The organism is Erwinia psidii (genome assembly GCF_003846135.1).
Taxonomy (GTDB): domain Bacteria; phylum Pseudomonadota; class Gammaproteobacteria; order Enterobacterales; family Enterobacteriaceae; genus Erwinia; species Erwinia psidii.
This window is the reverse complement of record NZ_RHHM01000019.1, coordinates 37450-55843: the sequence shown is the minus strand read 5'-3', so window position 1 is coordinate 55843 and position 18394 is coordinate 37450. Positions and strand designations below refer to the sequence as shown.

At 50.7% G+C, this 18394-nt stretch carries 11 protein-coding genes and 1 pseudogene; 8 read left to right on the top strand and 4 right to left on the bottom strand.

The genetic code is table 11. The features are described from left to right. The first annotated feature begins 37 nt into the window (after window positions 1–37). The 3 genes from EB241_RS19095 to EB241_RS19085 all read left to right on the top strand — a co-directional run bounded on the left by EB241_RS19095 (window position 38) and on the right by EB241_RS19085 (window position 3655). Window positions 38–1687 carry a Na+/H+ antiporter gene (locus tag EB241_RS19095; RefSeq protein ID WP_124234669.1) on the top strand — a complete coding sequence of 550 codons (1650 nt, stop codon included), beginning with the start codon at window positions 38–40 and terminating at the stop codon, window positions 1685–1687. A gap of 181 nt (window positions 1688–1868) precedes the next feature. Next, complete coding sequence (locus EB241_RS19090; RefSeq protein WP_124234668.1) at window positions 1869–2789, top strand: heparin lyase I family protein; 921 nt, start codon at window positions 1869–1871, stop codon at window positions 2787–2789. Window positions 2790–3109: 320 nt separating this feature from the next. After that, window positions 3110–3655: a YfaZ family outer membrane protein gene (locus EB241_RS19085; RefSeq protein ID WP_124234667.1), complete on the top strand. Its 546-nt coding sequence runs from the start codon at window positions 3110–3112 to the stop codon at window positions 3653–3655. Between the two features lie 74 nt (window positions 3656–3729). Here EB241_RS19085 and acs read toward each other — a convergent pair whose 3' ends face one another. Next, window positions 3730–5685 carry an acetate--CoA ligase gene (gene acs, locus EB241_RS19080; protein WP_124234666.1) on the bottom strand — a complete coding sequence of 652 codons (1956 nt, stop codon included), beginning with the start codon at window positions 5683–5685 and terminating at the stop codon, window positions 3730–3732. A gap of 515 nt (window positions 5686–6200) precedes the next feature. On the opposite strand from acs, the gene gltP reads away from it, so the two are divergent. Continuing rightward, on the top strand, window positions 6201–7502 hold the full coding sequence (gene gltP, locus EB241_RS19075) for a glutamate/aspartate:proton symporter GltP (RefSeq protein ID WP_124234665.1): 1302 nt from the start codon (window positions 6201–6203) through the stop codon (window positions 7500–7502). Window positions 7503–7810: 308 nt separating this feature from the next. Beyond that, window positions 7811–9355: a methyl-accepting chemotaxis protein gene (locus EB241_RS19070; protein ID WP_124234664.1), complete on the top strand. Its 1545-nt coding sequence runs from the start codon at window positions 7811–7813 to the stop codon at window positions 9353–9355. Between the two features lie 757 nt (window positions 9356–10112). On the opposite strand, the gene EB241_RS19065 is transcribed toward EB241_RS19070, so the two are convergent. Continuing rightward, window positions 10113–10322, bottom strand: coding sequence for a hypothetical protein (locus tag EB241_RS19065; protein WP_124234663.1), 210 nt, complete (start codon window positions 10320–10322; stop codon window positions 10113–10115). A gap of 115 nt (window positions 10323–10437) precedes the next feature. Continuing rightward, window positions 10438–11658: a peptide antibiotic transporter SbmA gene (sbmA, locus tag EB241_RS19060; RefSeq protein ID WP_124234662.1), complete on the bottom strand. Its 1221-nt coding sequence runs from the start codon at window positions 11656–11658 to the stop codon at window positions 10438–10440. A 994-nt stretch (window positions 11659–12652) separates the two neighbouring features. Here sbmA and EB241_RS19055 point away from each other — a divergent pair. From EB241_RS19055 to EB241_RS19045, 3 genes and pseudogenes are all read left to right on the top strand, one after another. Next, window positions 12653–15166 (top strand): sensor domain-containing protein, encoded by a 2514-nt coding sequence (locus tag EB241_RS19055; RefSeq protein WP_124234661.1) that lies wholly within the window; start codon window positions 12653–12655, stop codon window positions 15164–15166. 385 nt (window positions 15167–15551) lie between these two features. Further along, a pseudogene (locus EB241_RS19050) lies at window positions 15552–16470 on the top strand (NAD-dependent dehydratase); the annotation flags it as partial. Window positions 16471–16656: 186 nt separating this feature from the next. Beyond that, window positions 16657–17436, top strand: a complete 780-nt coding sequence (locus EB241_RS19045) for an L-threonylcarbamoyladenylate synthase (protein ID WP_124234687.1) — start codon at window positions 16657–16659, stop codon at window positions 17434–17436. 33 nt (window positions 17437–17469) lie between these two features. Here EB241_RS19045 and EB241_RS19040 read toward each other — a convergent pair whose 3' ends face one another. Next, entirely contained in the window at window positions 17470–18366 is an 897-nt protein-coding gene (locus EB241_RS19040; RefSeq protein WP_124234660.1) for a LysR family transcriptional regulator, read from the bottom strand. Window positions 18367–18394: the final 28 nt, after the last annotated feature.

Sequence of the window (18394 nt, the reverse complement as noted above, 5' to 3'; positions counted from 1 at the left end):
TGTGGCAAATACCTGGACGAGTTTTTTTAAGGATAACATGGAAATATTTTTTACTATTCTGATACTTACGCTAATGGTCTCGCTGTCTGGGGTTGCCGTCCGCATCATCCCTTTTCAAATTCCACTGCCATTAGTGCAGATTGTGTTAGGCGCGTTACTTGCCTGGCCCACCTTTGGGCTGCATGTGGATTTTGACCCGGAGCTGTTTTTGGTGTTGTTTATTCCACCGCTGTTATTCGCTGACGGCTGGAAAACGCCAACCAGTGAGTTTTTGCATCATGGCCGGGAAATCATTGGTCTGGCGCTGGTGCTGGTGCTGATCACCGTAGTGGGGATCGGCTACCTGATCTACTGGTTGGTGCCGGGTATCCCGCTGCTGCCTGCATTTGCCCTGGCGGCAGTGCTGTCGCCAACGGATGCCGTGGCGCTATCCGGTATCGTTGGCGAAGGACGCATCCCCAAGAAAATCATGGCGATTTTGCAGGGCGAGGCGCTGATGAACGATGCATCCGGTCTGGTCTCACTGAAATTTGCCGTGGCAGTGGCGATGGGGACGATGGTGTTTACCGTTTCCGGTGCATCGCTGGAGTTCGTTAAGGTGGCGCTCGGCGGTTTGTTGGCCGGGATCGCTATCTGCTGGTTATATGGTCGTTCCCTGCGTCTGTTCAGCCGCTGGAGCGGTGACGATCCTGCCACGCAGACGGTACTGCTACTACTGCTGCCGTTTGCTTCCTACCTGATTGCGGAACATATTGGTTTTTCCGGGATTCTGGCATCGGTGGCGGCGGGGATGACCATTACCCGATCCGGGATTATTCGCCAGGCCCCACTGGCAATGCGTCTGCGTGCCAACAGCGTCTGGCAGATGCTGGAGTTTGTCTTTAACGGGATGGTATTCCTGATGCTGGGGCTGCAACTGCCGGACATTTTGCAGATTTCTGTCACTGAAGCAAATGCCGATCCGAATGTCGATTTCTGGATGCTGGTGGTATCCGTGGTGATGGTGTACCTCGCACTGATGGTCGTCCGTTTTATCTGGCTGTGGACAATGCGTTTGATCAGCAAGCGGTTGCTGAAAAGACATCCGATGGAGTTCACTCATTATTCACTGCGCGAGTTGCTGATTGCTTCTTTTGCCGGGGTACGCGGTGCGATTACGCTGGCGGGCGTTCTGTCTGTTCCACTGTTTCTTCCCAATGGTGAGGGGTTTCCGGCGCGTTATGAACTGGTCTTTCTGGCAACGGGGGTGATCCTGTTTTCCCTGCTGGTAGGTGTGGTGATGTTACCGCTGCTGCTGCGCGGGGTGGAAGGGATGGATAAGACCGCCCATCGACACGAAATGCAGATGGCCCGTGCGGTAATGGCGGGCACCGCCATTGAAAGTCTGCATAAAATGGAAGAACGATTGAGGGTTGATACCGAAGAGAATATCGATCCCGAACTGTTGAAAGAGATCGGCTCACGGGTGATTGGCAATCTGCGTCGGCGGGTGGATGGCAAGGACGATCTGGAGCAGGCGCTGTATGCCGAGAATCTGGAACGCCGTTTCCGGCTGACGGCGTTGCGGGCAGAGCGTGGTGAGCTTTACCATCTGCGCGCGACGCAGAAAATCAGCAATGAAACCATGCGAAAAATCCAGCACGAGCTTGATCTGCTGGAAACGTTGCTCAGTGAAAAAGAAGCATAATATAAACCAGTTTGCTTTTGTGGTATGCAGGCAGGAGCAAACCGGATATTCTGAAAGCCAGTCGGTCGGATTTTATTTTGCCGTGCTCTTATTATCTGTCCGGGAAAGGTTGGCTTTCTGCTAACATTTATTCAACATTGATGTATTAATACTTTGTGATATTTTCTATCAAGGAACGATTATGCCAGCAGTAACACTCAGTAATTTCAACTCTGTTTTGCAAACAAATAATCCGAATGTGGCCACCACTGAAGGACCTTTACTCCAGCAGCCTTTTGTAAGAAATATCCGAGAGGTATATAATGTCCCTGGCGAGTGTTTGACTGTCAATCAAAATGAGACATCAACCGATCCCATTGTTCATCGACGGGGTAAAAAACTGGAACATATAAAAACATCTTTTTCGAATGGAATAAAATCATTAAAAAAATATAATATCAGTATTAATACAAAGGGGTATGAGCAATTAGGCCCTTCGGGACTTAATGAAATGTCAAAAGCCATTGATAATAGATCTATTCTTTTCGAGAGGGGAAGCTGGGTAGGTAAAGATGATACTGAGGTGTTGCGTTTTAACCTTCCCAAGGAAAAAGAAAATTTCAGAGTCGAGCTTGCGCACAAAAATCCATTTAATATGCAGACTGATTCCATATATGGTTTTCAGATGCGACTGGGATATGCTGCATATAGTGCTATTTTTTTTCAATTGAAAGAAACAGGTGGTAATATGAAAACCAGTGGGGGAGGCCGCCCGGCTATATCCCTTAATGTAAGAAATGAAAATGAAATATTCATTTCTGTTAACTCTGAAAATGGCCGGGTATTAAAGAAAAAAATAGCCGTTCTCGACTGCCCTCAGGCATGGTATACCTTTAAAATAAGGGTGATCTGGAACAGAAATAACCCCCTTATTCAGGTGGCAATTAATGGAAAAATACTCTTTTATTCGGATGTCTCATTTGGCGCGCACAACTCAAAAAATCATTACAGCAAATTTGGTATCTATATTCCTGCACAAAAAACTCAGGACGGAATAAAAAGCACATCTTTATTATTTGATAATGTTCATGAGACCCACAGGCGATATAGCCAACCGACCTGAATTGGTAATAATTCCTGAACTGTCTGTTGCCGCAGAGCAGCGTGGTAAAGCGCTTGCAGACCAGGGCGGTCACTCAAACCTGTCAATTGATGTGGCCGGTTCAGGTTGCGTTTTATACCGTTTTCTTTATTGCCATTCAACCGGCGCGCTGTCTTGTATCTGGCGTTGCCTGTGAGTGGCCGCTGAGGCACATTATGTTACCTGCTGTATTTCAATGTTAGTCAAATCAGACTTGCCCTCATGTTATTCCGCCTGATGATGATTTATTCTCGGCTATAACGCCGGTATACAGGCGTGAGTACATTGATCAGGAGAACAAAATGAAAGCAGTGGCAATGACCACAGGCGCCCTGGCGCTGCTGGCGCTGGCAGGTTCGGCGCAGGCGATTGAAGGCGGTGTGGATGTGGGGCGTGAGTACACCAATTTACATGCCGGATTAGGTACCACGTCACCAGGCTTCGCCCTGACCGGTAACTGGTTACGCAGCGACCACGACGGCAGCATGGGCAGCGTAGGGCTGGGCTACAACGTGGCGCTGGGTGATGTGTTCCTGACGCCGGGTGTAAAAGCGATCTCCAGCAATCCACGTAACAGCAAAGATGGCTATGCCATCGCCGTAGGGCTGGGCGTCAGCGTACCGGTGACCAATATGTTCAATATTTACGGCCAGTACTATTATTCGCCGGATGCCTTCTCCAGCCATATTGATAACTACCAGGAAGCGTCGGCGGGCGTCAGTTTCCAGCCAGTATCACTGGTTGATGTACATGTTGGCTATCAGTATATGGCGCTAAATGGCAAAGACGGACACCGGGATAACGTGATTGCCGATGGCCCGTATGTCGGCGCATCGTTGCATTTTTGATGCAATGGAAAGGGCGGAATTTATTACCCCGCCCTTTCTCTTTTCTTACTTGCTGTGGCTTTCATCCCACGCATTCAGGGCATTTTAACGCTCTGTTTCTCTTCAAGTAGCTTTTCCACCACGGCAGGGTCAGCAAGTGTCGAAATGTCGCCCAGATTGCTGATATCCCCTGCAGCGATCTTGCGCAGAATGCGGCGCATAATTTTCCCTGAGCGGGTTTTGGGCAGGGCATCGGTCCAGTGCAGGACATCCGGGGTGGCAATGGCGCCAATCTCTTTTCGCACCCAGTTACGGACTTCGCTGTACAGCTCCGGGGAGGGTTCTTCTCCGCTGTTCAGGGTGATGTAAGCGTAAATTGCCTGACCTTTAATGTTGTGAGGTATGCCTACCACCGCCGCTTCGGCAATTTTGCTGTGCGAAACCAGCGCCGACTCAATTTCCGCTGTTCCCAGGCGGTGGCCGGAGACATTTAATACATCATCAACACGACCGGTGATCCAGTAATATCCCTCTTCGTCACGGCGTGCTCCATCACCACTGAAATACATGTTGCTGAAGGTTGAAAAATAGGTTTGTTCAAAGCGCTCATGATCGCCAAACAGCGTGCGCGCCTGGCCTGGCCAGGAATCAACAATCACCAGATTGCCCTCACTGGCGCCATCCTGCGGATTGCCTTCATTATCCACCAGCGCTGGCTGTACGCCAAAGAACGGTTTGGTAGCGGACCCGGCTTTCAGTTCGGTTGCGCCGGGTAGCGGGGTTATCATAAAACCGCCGGTTTCCGTCTGCCACCAGGTGTCAACAATTGGGCAGCGACCGTTGCCGATTTTTTGGTAGTACCACTCCCAGGCTTCAGGATTAATGGGTTCGCCAACGGAGCCCATAATACGAAGGCTGGAGCGGTCTGTCCCGGCGATCGCCTTGTCGCCTTCGGCCATCAGTGCACGAATGGCCGTCGGAGCGGTGTAGAGCACGCTGACCTGATGTTTGTCTACCACTTCTGCCATGCGGCTTGGTGTGGGCCAGTTGGGCACACCTTCAAACATCAGGGTGGTGGCACCGCAGGCCAGCGGTCCGTAAAGCAGATAGCTGTGGCCGGTGATCCAGCCGACGTCAGCCGTGCACCAGTAGACATCACCAGGGTGGTAATCAAAGACATATTTGAAGGTGGTGGCAGCATAAACCAGATAGCCGCCGGTGGTATGCAATACACCTTTCGGTTTTCCCGTGGAGCCGGAAGTGTAGAGAATAAACAGCGGATCTTCAGCATGCATCTCCTCCGGCTGATGATGTGTGCTGGCGCTGTTCATCAGCTCATGCCACCAGATATCCCGACCATTCTGCCAACCGGTTTCATTGCCGGTACGGCGGAATACCACCACATTAGTGATGGTGGTGACTGCCGGGTTAGCCAGCGCGTCATCCACATTTTTCTTCAGCGGAATTGTCCGACCTGCACGCACGCCCTGATCCGCGGTGACCACCAGCCTGGCGTTTGAGTCAATAATCCGGCCTGCGATCGCCTCAGGTGAAAAGCCGCCAAAAATAACGGAGTGAATGGCTCCGATGCGGGCGCAGGCCAGCATGGCAACGGCAGCTTCCGGCACCATAGGCATATAGATAGCCACTACGTCGCCTTTTTTCACGCCAAGCGATAGCAGGGCGTTGGCAAAGCGGCACACTTCGCGGTGCAGCTCACGAAAGGTCAGTACCTTACTTTCACGGGCGTCATCCCCTTCCCAGATGAGGGCCGGGTGCTCCCCACGGGTGTGCAGATGCCGGTCAAGGCAGTTAGCAGCCAGATTCAGCGTACCGTCCTCAAACCAGCGGATATTGACATTGCCCGGTGCGAAAGAGGTATTTTTCACCGTGGTGTAGGGCTTAATCCAGTCGAGTATTTTCCCCTGTTCGCCCCAAAACGCATCGGGATCCTGTACGGACTGCTGATACATCAATGAGTACTGTTGGGCATTGATCAGGGCATTTTCCGCAATGCTGGTGGGAACGGGATGACGGTGTAATTGGCTCATAGCTGATCTCCTTGAAGTTGTTAATGATATGTCAAATGAAGGTTAAGTGAAGCGAGCCGGTATGCTTTGTTTGCTTTTTGCGTCACGGATCACGCCATACCACGCAAGGACTGAACATTATCCTGTCGGGCGAAACCTTTGCCCTGCGGCTGCCACCAATAGCCGTGCTGAGAAATTAATCTGGTTGAAACTTAATCAATTGAATTAGATTATGGATATGATGATGATGCATATATTGCATAGCTATGCGAAATGAGACTAGAATATTGCCAATTATAACAATGATTTATTCGGTGCCGAACAATCTGGAGTTTTATCCTGTCAGTCAAGACTCCGGTAGCTATATATTATACAGGGTTGCATTTATACCCGTTAAAATGGTAGATACAGAAACCGGAAAATCAGTCATTAACCATCAATTATCCGCGAATTAGCCGATTTCGGCCTGTCCTCCCCTGGAGTAATTCATTCTGCATGTTATGTGCGGAGAACGGGTTTTAAAGGAAAACAATATTATGAGAGCTGTAAGATTTAGCCTTGCCTGGCAAATATTGGCGGCATTGGTACTGGGGATTATCGTTGGAGCAATACTGCATAACCAAGCCTCTGAACGTGAATGGTTAATCACTAACATTCTGAGTCCAGCTGGGGATATCTTTATCCATCTGATTAAGATGATCGTCGTGCCTATCGTCATCTCCACCTTGGTCGTCGGCATTGCCGGGGTGGGTGATGCAAAGAAGCTCGGACGTATTGGCCTGAAAACCATCATCTATTTTGAAGTGATCACCACTATTGCCATCGTGATCGGTATTACACTTGCAAATGTGTTTCAACCGGGTCATGGCATTGATATGTCAACGCTGGCAACGGTGGACATCTCTAAATATGAAGCCACCACCGCCCAGGTGGAGAGTGGCGCACACAGTCTGGTCGCCACCATTTTGTCCCTGATCCCGCAGAACATTTTTGCGGCGCTGGCAAAAGGCGACATGCTACCGATTATCTTCTTCTCAGTACTGTTCGGCCTTGGACTCTCTTCACTGCCGTCTGAACATCGTGAACCCCTGCTGAAAGTGTTCCGTTCCACCTCGGAAACCATGTTCAAAGTGACGCATATGATTATGCGCTATGCGCCGGTTGGCGTGTTTGCGCTGATTGCGGTGACCATTGCCAATTTTGGTTTTGCTTCGCTATGGCCGCTGGCTAAGCTGGTGTGCCTGGTGTATGCCGCCATTCTGTTCTTTGCCTTTGTGGTACTGGGTATCGTCGCCCGTATCTGTAATCTGCGCATTACCACTTTGATGCGTATTCTGAAAGATGAGCTGATCCTCTCTTACTCCACTTCCAGTTCAGAAACCGTGCTGCCTCGTATCATGGAGAAGATGGAAGCCTACGGTGCGCCAAAGTCAATCACCAGCTTTGTGGTGCCTACCGGCTATTCATTTAATCTGGACGGTTCCACTCTTTATCAGAGCATTGCGGCGATTTTCATTGCTCAGCTGTACGGTATTAACCTTTCTATTGGTCAGGAAATCGTACTGGTACTGACGCTGATGGTCACCTCAAAAGGGATTGCGGGCGTACCCGGTGTTTCCTTTGTGGTACTACTGGCGACACTGGGCAGCGTTGGCATTCCGCTGGAAGGCCTGGCGTTTATTGCCGGTGTTGATCGCATCATGGATATGGCCCGTACCGCACTGAATGTCGTTGGTAACGCGCTGGCGGTGTTGGTTATCGCCAAGTGGGAAAACCAGTTTGACAGCGAGCAGTCGAAAGCTTATGAGGCGAAGCTCAGGCGTTCTTCAGTATCCTGATTTTTCCAGAAATTGGTCTGCGACCATGTTCCGATCCCGGTGAGAGCCGGGATCGGCTATCCCGCCAACGATATCGTCGAAATACGCCGAAATTCATCTGTAACGTAATGAATTAATTAGCTTATAGTTATTTTTTTTTGCGCCTTCTCTCTGTGAATAATGCGCGCTTCGCTTTGAGGCGGCGCGATGACCTTTTGAGCATTATCAGGAAATTTTGCTAAAGATTGCCACCTATGCGCCGAAAATAGTGGAAATACGAATAATTTATTCGTCATCCCGCTACGACAATTGCATCAAGGATCCTCGCAATGCGCACGAATTTACCCGTCACACATCAGGAATACGTGTTTGACCCGCATGCCACGCTGATGTCGATCACCGACACTAACAGTCACATCACCTACTCCAACGATACCTTTACCGCCATCAGCGGCTTCACCCACGATGAACTTAATGGTCAGCCTCATAACATCGTGCGTCACCCGGATATGCCAGCGGAAGCCTTTGCCGATATGTGGTCAACATTAAAACAGGGCGAACCCTGGACCGGACTGGTGAAAAACCGCCGGAAAAATGGCGATCATTACTGGGTGCGGTCTAATGCTGTTCCGGTGATCCGTCATGGGGCGATACAGGGATATATGTCAGTGCGTACCCGACCCTCGCCGCAGGAAATCCAGCAGGCGGAGTCGCTTTATCGCGGATTTAATAAGGGCAAACGTAAAGGCTGGCGTTTTCACAAAGGTGTGCTGGTACGTACCGGCCTGATGCGCTGGGCCTCCATCGGCAAAACGATGCCACTACGCTGGCGTATCCGTTCGGTGCTGATGGCGCAACTGCCGCTGAGTATTGCCGCGGTCTGGGCGCTTGGCCTGCGTGGTGAAACCATAGGAATATTTACTGCCTTGCTGGCGGTGTTGCTGCTCCTTTTCTCGGCGCTGCTTGAGCAGCAGATCTCTCGCCCGGTGGAACGTATGTGTCAACAGGCGCTGCGGGTGGCGACGGGAGAAAGCCACAACGTTGAGCAGATAGACAGAGTGGATGAAGTGGGAACCACTCTGCGTGCGGTTGCACAGTTGGGTCTGATGTTCCGCTGGCTGGTGGATGATGTCAGCGGGCAGGCTGCCAGCGTGCTGAAGGCCAGTAATACTATTGCGCAGGGTAATAACGAACTCAGTCGCCGCACGGAACAGGCCGCCGCCAACGTGCAGCAGACGGCGGCAACCATGAATGAAATGGCTGCCACGGTACAGAGTAATACTGACACGGCACAGCGGGTGAACAGCCTGGCGATCGGTACCAGTAATGCGGCAATGCAGGGTGGTAAGATGATGCAGGAAATGATCGGCATGATGGCTGAAATTACTGAAAATTCGCAGAAAATAGCCAATATTACCGGCGTAATTGACGCGATTGCATTTCAGACCAATATTCTGGCACTGAACGCTGCCGTGGAGGCGGCCAGAGCCGGTGAGCAGGGCAAAGGTTTTGCGGTCGTGGCGGGGGAAGTTCGTGGTCTGGCTCAGCGCAGTGCTGCCTCAGCAAGCGAAATTAAGGCGCTGATAGAAACCAGCGTTGCAAAAGTGGAATCTGGCAGCAGTCAGGTCAATGAAGCGGGCAGAACCATGGAAAAGATTGTCAACGAGATACAAAATGTGACCACATTGATTGCTCACATCAGTACCGCCACTGCTGAACAGGGCAACGCGCTTAGTGAAATAAGCATTGCGGTAGAAGAGCTGGACAGTATCACGCATAAAAATGCGGCACGAATGGAAGAAGGTGTGCAGGCGTCCGGGCAGATGGCATGGCAGGCAACGCGCCTGGTTGAAGCGATTAACGTATTCCGCTAACGACAGTGGCAGACGGGCCTGTGATGGGAAAAAAAAAGCAGGCCTTTCGACCTGCCCGGATTAACGCCCTGGTGTTGACGTAATTAAAAAATCCATAGATGACCGATGATTTTTTATATTTGTACTGATGGTTGATTAACACCGTGCGCGTCATTGTTAATGGAAACGTGATTTATTGTTCTGGCATCTCTCATAGAATGAATGGACTTTATAATAACGATATGGTCACTGCAATTGTTAATAACAATATAGGGTTAAAATAAGACAAATGCCGTTTTCTGTGAGGCTGGCACTTTGTTGAAAAACGGTTCTTAATACCGCTGCACTTGCCCTTTGCCAGTGATCCGTTTCAAGGAAGGACAATGCTTCTTAAGCCAGAGTAGCCGTGGCTTTCAGTGAGATTAACCTGCCTGTTTTTTCTGCAAGGGGTGGGGGGTGTGGAGCACCGTTGCGCATGGCTATTTAATGATGCTGATTAATTTTCTGGTGTGTTTTTGTAACAGGGTTTATTTTTTAAATGGCACTATTCCAAATTATCAGAAAAAAACAAAGCGAAAACAATGTCAAATTAGTAGCACTTTCAAACACGTTTTTTCTTATTTTAACCACATTAATCATCTGCACATATTTTCCTTATTTTTTCTGCCATAATACTGTCATATTACCCGTTACGGTATTTTAAACGACGCTGACTGAAGCAGACGTTTCTGTTGTTCCGTCAGCCTGGCAAAGGCATCGTGAATCCGTTTTTTATCGATCAGAAAAACCGGTGAGTTAACAAGGCCATCAAAGAGCGCTGTTCAACGATCGCTATCACAATCCCATCTGCCGGGAGCCTTGTCGGGTGGGAGGACGCCATGACGGTGATAAAAATGAGGTAGTGCTGATTACTGCTGCCGGTGACGGTGATCGGCCCGCTCGCCATGTCAGTGAAGCAATACTGGCCGGGGTACTTTGCCGGAGGCATTATGGCGGTGCCTCGCTTTGTCAACGCACAATCATTGATATATTGACCCCGGCATATAACCGGATTCACCGGTTAATACCTTCGCGTATGTTGTTTTTTGGCACGCTCTGCGGGGCTATGCGACGCTGTTATGCGGGTCCGGGATTTCATTGAGCTGTTGCTCAAAGCCGCGCAGACGTTTGTAGATCGACAGCAGTTCCACCAGCGTCGGCCATGAGTTAATCAGGTACTGGAATGAACCGCGCACCTGGTCGAACACATTGGTTATCTGCGTCATCAGACCCAGTGTAATCGCGCCAGTGATGATGGAAGGAAACAGTACAAACATGCTGAAGACCGCATCAAGTTGCAGATACAGAGTACGGGCGATATTGAAGTACAGGTAGTGAAAGTACAGCCGAAAGTAGTTCTTACGCACGCTGCCGAACAGATCTTTTACGGTTGGCGGTCTGGCTCGTTGCGGATCGTCCTCGCCATAGACCAACTCCTTACGGTAAGCCGCTTCCACCCGCTGATTACGGAACGAGAGGCCTGGCAGCCGGATACCAACGATCGCCAGCATCCCGGTGCCGAGCAGTGACCAGATCACGGCCGAAATGACCAGCGCATCAGGAATTGCGCCCAGGAACGGTACGCTTTTCACATGCGCCGACAGGGCAACCAGCACCGGTAAAAAGGCGATCAGCGTCATGATGGCGTTAATAAAACTGACGCCCATATCTTCCAGCGTCGAGGAAAAGCGCATGGTGTCCTCCTGCACCCGTTGGGAGGCCCCTTCAATCCCGCGCAACGTCGGCCAGTGTGCCATATAGTAATTATTCATGGCCGTGCGCCAGCGAAAGACATAATGGCTGATAAAAAACATATTCAGCACATCAATTATCACGTTAATCAGCGCAATACTGAGAAACCCTTCCAGCTGACTGTATAAGGATTCAACCTTCACCGTATTGGGGTGTGTCATTGCCCGCTGAACCAGATTGTAAAACGGGTCGTACCAGGCGTTTATCGCCACGCCCACCTGAACCGAGAACCAGGTAGCAAAGATAATCAGCGCGGAGCCGCCCACAGACCAACGTTGCCACGGATGAGGGCTGAACCAGCGCCAGAAACCGGCAAAAATAACAAAGGCCGCAAAATAATAAAGGTAGAAAGCAACTTCTGAGGGGGCGACAAAGCGCAGGGCATTGTCTGGCAGCGGCAGCGGATGAGCAAAAGCTGAAAAATGTGATAGCCAGTTTCTGCCGCCTGCGAACCAGGTAAGAATCGAGATAGCGCACCAGATGGCGGCGCTGCTGAAAAACAGACCGGGCCTTGGGAAAAAAGATTTAAACATAGCCACTCCATACCAGTAACTTACTCATTTAACGCGATAAAGTATTAATGGTCTTGCCGGGGTTGTATCCGCAGATGTCAGTCTTCCTGTATTTGTAACATTTTTATTTCAGCCAGCCATAAAATGCGGTGAAGCATATTTGATCTGAGAAGAATCAAAATAAAATACACGCGCATAAAACAGGTGTTAGATAGTTATTGGCGTGAGTAATAATTTTCCGGTCAGCGATGATGCCAGCAGCATATTATCTGTTTACTGATAAATGGCGTAACCACTGATGGCAATATATGCGTCTGGATGAACAACAGGCTCACCGTCATAGTTCATCAAAGACATGGTTGGGTAGCCTGCCGCTGTTGTTGATCCAGTCAGCTGGAGTAGTCATTAAACGCGGATTGATAACGTCGCTGCTCAGGTTGCACAATATGTGATAATGCAGCGGGGTGATTTTTTATTAACCGCATGAAAAATATTGCATTTTAAATATACCACTCTATGCCAACCGTCCGTGACGGCAAGCTCCCTGCCGATCCTTTAATAAGAAAATCAGCGATACTAAAGTTAAATTGTCAGCGCCTTATTTTTACCATAAGTTAAATTTAAAAATTATAAAACCCAATATGGTCGCCATCCTGAAAAATAAAACAGCACGCTGCCGTGCTGTATTAAAGGCGATTGGAAGATATATCCACTTATCTTTTGTCAGAAACACAAGTCATACAGACATGGCATGTTGTGCCATCCGGGTTTGATAACTCATGCATGCTTATCTTCTTTGTATCCTCTGAAAAATTAATCCTGAATATTATTTCTACCGGGCCGATAACCTGACAGGTGTTCTCTGGTAACGGTTTTCCCGATCCAGCGGCGTGCGCGGGGAAACTGCCCGACTGGTTTTTTTCCTGTTTGCCTTTATTAAAACGGCCCTTGCGGGCTTCTCTGTACGTTGTAGCCATCTTCTGAGTGGCGAAAGCCCCCTTAAGGCGGAAAAAAAATGAACAACAATAATGATCAAATGTACCGGTTACTGGTACAAAACGTGGTTGACTACGCCATCTATATGCTGAGCCCTGATGGCACCGTGACAAACTGGAACAGTGGGGCGGAACGCACGAAAGGCTATAAGCCCCATGAGATTATCGGCAAGAATTTTGCCTGTTTCTACAGTGCCGAAGACCAGCTGAAGGGATTGCCGCAGCATGGGCTACGTATTGCACAAGGCACCGGTCGCTATGAAGTGGAAGGCTGGCGTTATCGCAAAGACGGCAGCGCCTTTTGGGCGCATGTGGTGATTGATGCTGTGCATGATGATGATGGCGTGCTGATTGGCTATGCAAAAATAACCAGTGATTGTACCGAAAAGCAGCGACTGTTTCAGGAGCAACATAAGCGTGAGCAGGTCTTTCGTCTTCTGGTGGAAGGGGTAACCGATTACGCCATTTATATGATCGATACAGCAGGAATAATTGTTAACTGGAACGCCGGTGCCCGCCGGGCGAAAGGCTATACCGCTGACGAAATTGTCGGTAAGCATTTTTCCTGCTTTTACAGCGAGAAGGATCGCCATTCGGGTCTTCCTGCGATCAACCTCGACGTGGCGCGCAAAGAGGGTCGCTTTGAAGATCACAGCTGGCGCTACCGTAAAAATGGTAGTGTCTTCTGGGCGCATGTGGTGATCGAGGGGATCCATGACGAAAGCGGTCAGCTGATAGGCTATTCAAAAATTACCCGTGACTGCACGGAAGTGCATGAGTATGAGCAGGAAATTTTGCTGGCGAAGGAGCTGGCTGAACAGAACAGCGCGCGTATGGCTTCCCTGTCGACCTTTCTTGATACCATTATTGCCAATATCCCTTCCTGCGTAATTGTGGAAGACCTGGTGTCTCAGGAAATTCTGCTGTTGAACAGCAAAGCGGAGCAGCTGCTGGGGATTAGCCAGCAGCAGAGCTGCGGAAAAAAGCTGGTGGATTGCACCACGCCTGAAGTGGGCAGATATTTTGCCCAGCTGGCATCGGCAGCACAACGTAAGTCCGGGGTGAATAAAAATGAGCAGTTGCTGATCACCTGTGGCGGGAGAAAAATTATTCATGCAACGGCGTCGATCATTCGTGGTAATGATGTGCGCAGCAGCTATGTTTTGCTGATAGCCGATGATGTTACTGACCAGCGTACGGCCGATGCCCGTATTCACCGTATGGCGCATTACGACAATCTTACCGGGTTACCTAATCGTGAGCTGTTCAGCCAGCGTCTGAATGAGGCGCTGCATAATGACCTCAATTCGCACCATATGACGGCGGTGCTGTGCCTTGATCTGGATAACTTTAAAAACGTTAATGATGCATTGGGCCATCAGGTTGGTGATGGCCTGCTGAGAGCCGTTGCCCGCCGGTTATGCGACGTGGTGCGCGATCAGGATACGTTGGCCCGTCAGGGGGGCGATGAGTTTTCTGTTGTGCTGCCCGGCCTGTCGAGCGCAACGGAGGCCGAGATCATCGCGCAGCGGTTGATTGATATCATTAACCCGCCATTTCATATCGACGGACAGATATTGTCTGTTGGCATGAGTATTGGCATCGCCATCGGTGGCCAGGATATCACCACGGCCGATGAACTGTTGCGTTGTGCGGACATGGCGCTGTATGAGGGCAAACGCAACGGGCGTAATCGTCTTGAACATTTTACCGTGGCAATGGGTGAGGCGGCCAGCAAACGGCGGATGATAGAAAACGATCTACGTGCCGCGATCACCGAACGTCATCTGAAACTTTATTATCAGCCGATCACCAACGATCAGGGGCGGGAGATCATCAGCTATGAGGCGCTGATGCGCTGGCATCATCCGGTGAAGGGCATGATCATGCCGATGGATTTTATTCCTGTCGCGGAAGATACCGGGTTAATTCATGCCCTGGGTGCTTATGCGCTGTTTGAAGCCTGCCGCGAAGCCGCGGGCTGGCCGGAACAGCAGAGCGTGGCGGTCAACCTCTCTCCGTTACAGTTTAAGAACCGCTCTCTGGTATCGGTGGTGGAGAAAGCACTGAGGGATTCGGGGCTGGCTCCGTACCGGCTGGAGCTGGAGATCACCGAGTCGGTGTTGTTGGATAACAGGCTGGACAATATCCGTATCTTGCAGAAACTGAAAGAAATTGGCGTGCGCATCGCGTTGGATGACTTTGGTACGGGCTACTCTTCGCTCAGTTATCTGCGCTCATTCCCCTTCGATAAGATCAAAATAGATAAGTCATTTATTAATGATATGAAGGAGAGCCGCGAGTCACTGGCGATTATTCGTGCCATTACTGGCATGAGTCGTAGCCTGGATATTCAGATTACCGCCGAAGGAGTGGAAAACAGCGAACAGTACGAACAGCTGAAAAATGAAGGTTGTACCCTGTTTCAGGGGTACTATTTTGGCCGTCCACAGCCGCCGGAAAACCGGCTACGGTTGTTCAGTCCTGCGCCGCCGACGCTCACGGAAGAAAACCCGTCGCCTGAAGAGGAATAGGACCGCCACGCCATCAGGTCGACCCGCCGTCCGCGTGTAAAAAACGGATAAGCTTGCCAGCGTATTACTGCCGCGTTTCACAGACATAAAGGACGGTATTTTCGTTGTCAGAGGGAGGAATGCGAGGACGTAGACCGGCGCCTGTGCGTGCCGGGCAATACCCACGGTGCACGGCGTGGCATCCCCATGATTAGCCATATTCTCTGCCCTGATCCTGTTCCTTCCGTCCGCATGTCGGCTCCCTCCGTTATCTCATCCGCATGACATGTGATTGCTTATCTCCGGGCCAACAGGATGTTAGCTGCATGCATAAAAGTGACACATTTATCGCACGGAGAAGAATCTGATTCTCTGTTAAGCTTTTCTTTTGCACCTAAATAACGGCGGCTGTCAGGCATTAACGGCAGATCTGACCGACGGTCACGCCGTTCGCCGGGCATTGCAGGGCCTGGCGTGGACTGTGTTTTTTTTAGCGCCGGGTCCCGTCAGGCCAATGAGAAAGAGAACATTCGTGTTAACGGTGCGATGGTGCGTAACGTGACTGAAGCGGCTGGGGAACTGTCTCACACGGGGACACATGGCGCTGGTGATGGGACTGAAACACTATCCTGGGCCATTTGACGCCTACGGTAAGGGAACGCGGTGCCGGTGACGCCCTTCCGTCAGGAGCAGGGGCGCCAGCCAGTGGATAACTTTTATTATGCCCAGGAAGATGAAGTGTTTGCCGGTGCCAGGAAATATGGCTTTAGCTGGAACGTGCACCGTCCGTACATCATCATCGGCTTTGCGCTCGCTAACGCGATGAATATGGGCCAGACACTGGCGGTGTATGCCAGCCTGTGCAAGGAAAGCGGTCAGCCATTTATCTTTTCCGGTTCACGGGCACAGTGGGAAGGTGTCACCGATATGACTGATGCACGTTTGCTGGCGAAGCAGCTGGTACGGGCGGCGGCCACGCCCCGGTACAGAATCAGGAACGCGGTCAATGGCGATGTGTGTGGGGCCTGATTGCAGATCACTTTGCTATTGAGGCGGCACCGTTTCCTGATGACATGCAGCCGCTGGCAGAGAGAATGGCTGCCAAACCGGCTGAGTGGCGCGTGCTGGCGGAGAAATATGGCCTGAAAGAAATCGATCTCAATAAACTGGCTTTATGGTGGCACACTGATGCCGACCCTCGCCGTCCGATGGAGGTTTTTACCGCTATCAGCAAAAGCCGTAAAGCAGGTTTTACCGGCTATCAGTGCACCCTGGATGCGTTTGTAGCGCTGTTCGACACGTTGCAAGCAGTGCAACGTATTCCTGCTGAAGGCAACATTTGTTTCCTGTTGGAAACAATACTGGATATTTTTGCTTTATTGTTGCTAAAAATGCCCGACAGGATAGGATGGTTGCAACCGGTTATCAATGGCTGGCAACATAACGCCCTTACGTGGACAGATGTTGGCGTCCTGAACCCCGAATTCAACCCTTCAAAACAAGGTATGATCATGAGCAACAAGACTATCCAGTGGAACGGTGGCTTACAGCCAGAAGCGGTCAACATCCTCTCTGCCGACGGTGGCATGATTGTTTGTCCAACCAAAGTGGGCTACATCATCATGACCTCTGATGCCAAAGGCCTGGAGCGTAAATTTGACGCCAAGCAGCGCAACCGTAACAAACCTGGCGTGGTGCTGTGCGGTTCGCTGGAGCAGTTAAAGCAACTGGCACAGCTGAACCCGGAAATCGAAGCCCTGTACCAACAGCACTGGGACAACGATGTGCTGTTGGGTTGCATCCTGCCGTGGAAAGAAGAAGCGGTAGCGCGTATCCCGGAAGATGGCTCTAAAGAGCTGATGATGGATCGCCGTCAGACCAGCTGTTTTGTGATTAAATTCGGTATTCCCGGCGAGAAACTGGCGAAAGAACTGTGGGAGAACCACGGCAAATTCTCCTTTGCCAGCTCGGCAAACCCGTCCGGTAAAGGTAACCGTGGTCTGGTTGAAGGGATCGGGGAGCGCATCGAGTCGCAGGCCGATCTGATTATTGCGGCCAACGACTATGTGAAGTCCATCCAGCCAAATGAGTCTGAGAAGACCCGTTATGAGCAGGGAGTGATGGTGGCAATGGTTGACGAGAGCGGCAAGCTGGTTCCTGAGCAGAAAGGTGAACGTAATATCACCCCTTGCCCGGTGCTGATCCGTAAAGGTCTGGATGTCGATAAAATTATGTCAATGCTGTCGGATACCTTCACCACCTGGGATTACCGCCACGGTAACTACTATTGATAACGCTGGGGCGGAAGCAAATTCCGCCCTTTGCTATTTTTGCGCTAACGCGTTCTGCAACCATTCCATAAACAGCCGGATGCGCGGCGAGATCAAACTCTCTTCTTTACTCAACATCCACGACTGATAGAGATCCATTTCCCATTCCGGCAGGATGCGAATCAGCTTACCGGCTTTGACCGCCTCCTGAGCGCTGTAGTCGGGAATATACGCAATGCCGGTACAGGCGATAGCAGAATTCACCAACGCGTTACTGTTATTGGCACGAAAGCGGCTGTGTACTTCAATATCCCTTTTCTGCTTCTCTTTGCGAAACGGCAATGAAATGGTGTGGGCCGGCCCACGAAACAAAATAAAGTCATGGCGCGGCAGAGCGTCAGGAGTATCGATCGCCGGAAGCTGACGCAGATAGTCTGGTGAAGCATACAGTCCCCAGCTGATTGCCACCAGTGGCTGACAATGGCGGTGCTCTGGTCGCTCCCGACGGACAACAATTGCCAGGTCAATATTGTCGTCCACCAGATTGACCGGTCGGTCGGTAAGGTCAAGATCGACGCTAACGTGCAGATTACTGGCGACAAACTTATTCAGCACCGGAACAATGTACTGGCAGCCAAAGGTCACCGGCGCGACCAGGCGCAGGCTGCCGGTTGGCTCCTCGTGGTACTGGCGGATAAACAGATCGGCGCTTTTTACTTCGCTGAGAATGCGCGCACAGTAGTGATACCAGGTCATGCCAACATCGGTGACGGCGATCCTGCGGGTGGTGCGTTGTAAAAGCCTGGTGCCAAGGCGTACCTCAAGGGCTGAGATCTCCTTGCTGACCGACGATTTGGACAACCCCAATAACCTGGCCGCTTCGGTATAGCTCAGTGTCTCGACCACTTTGGCGAAGATAATCATCGCATGCAGATTTTCTATGTCGCTCATGGTGGCTCCGCGCGGGAAACGTCAGGTA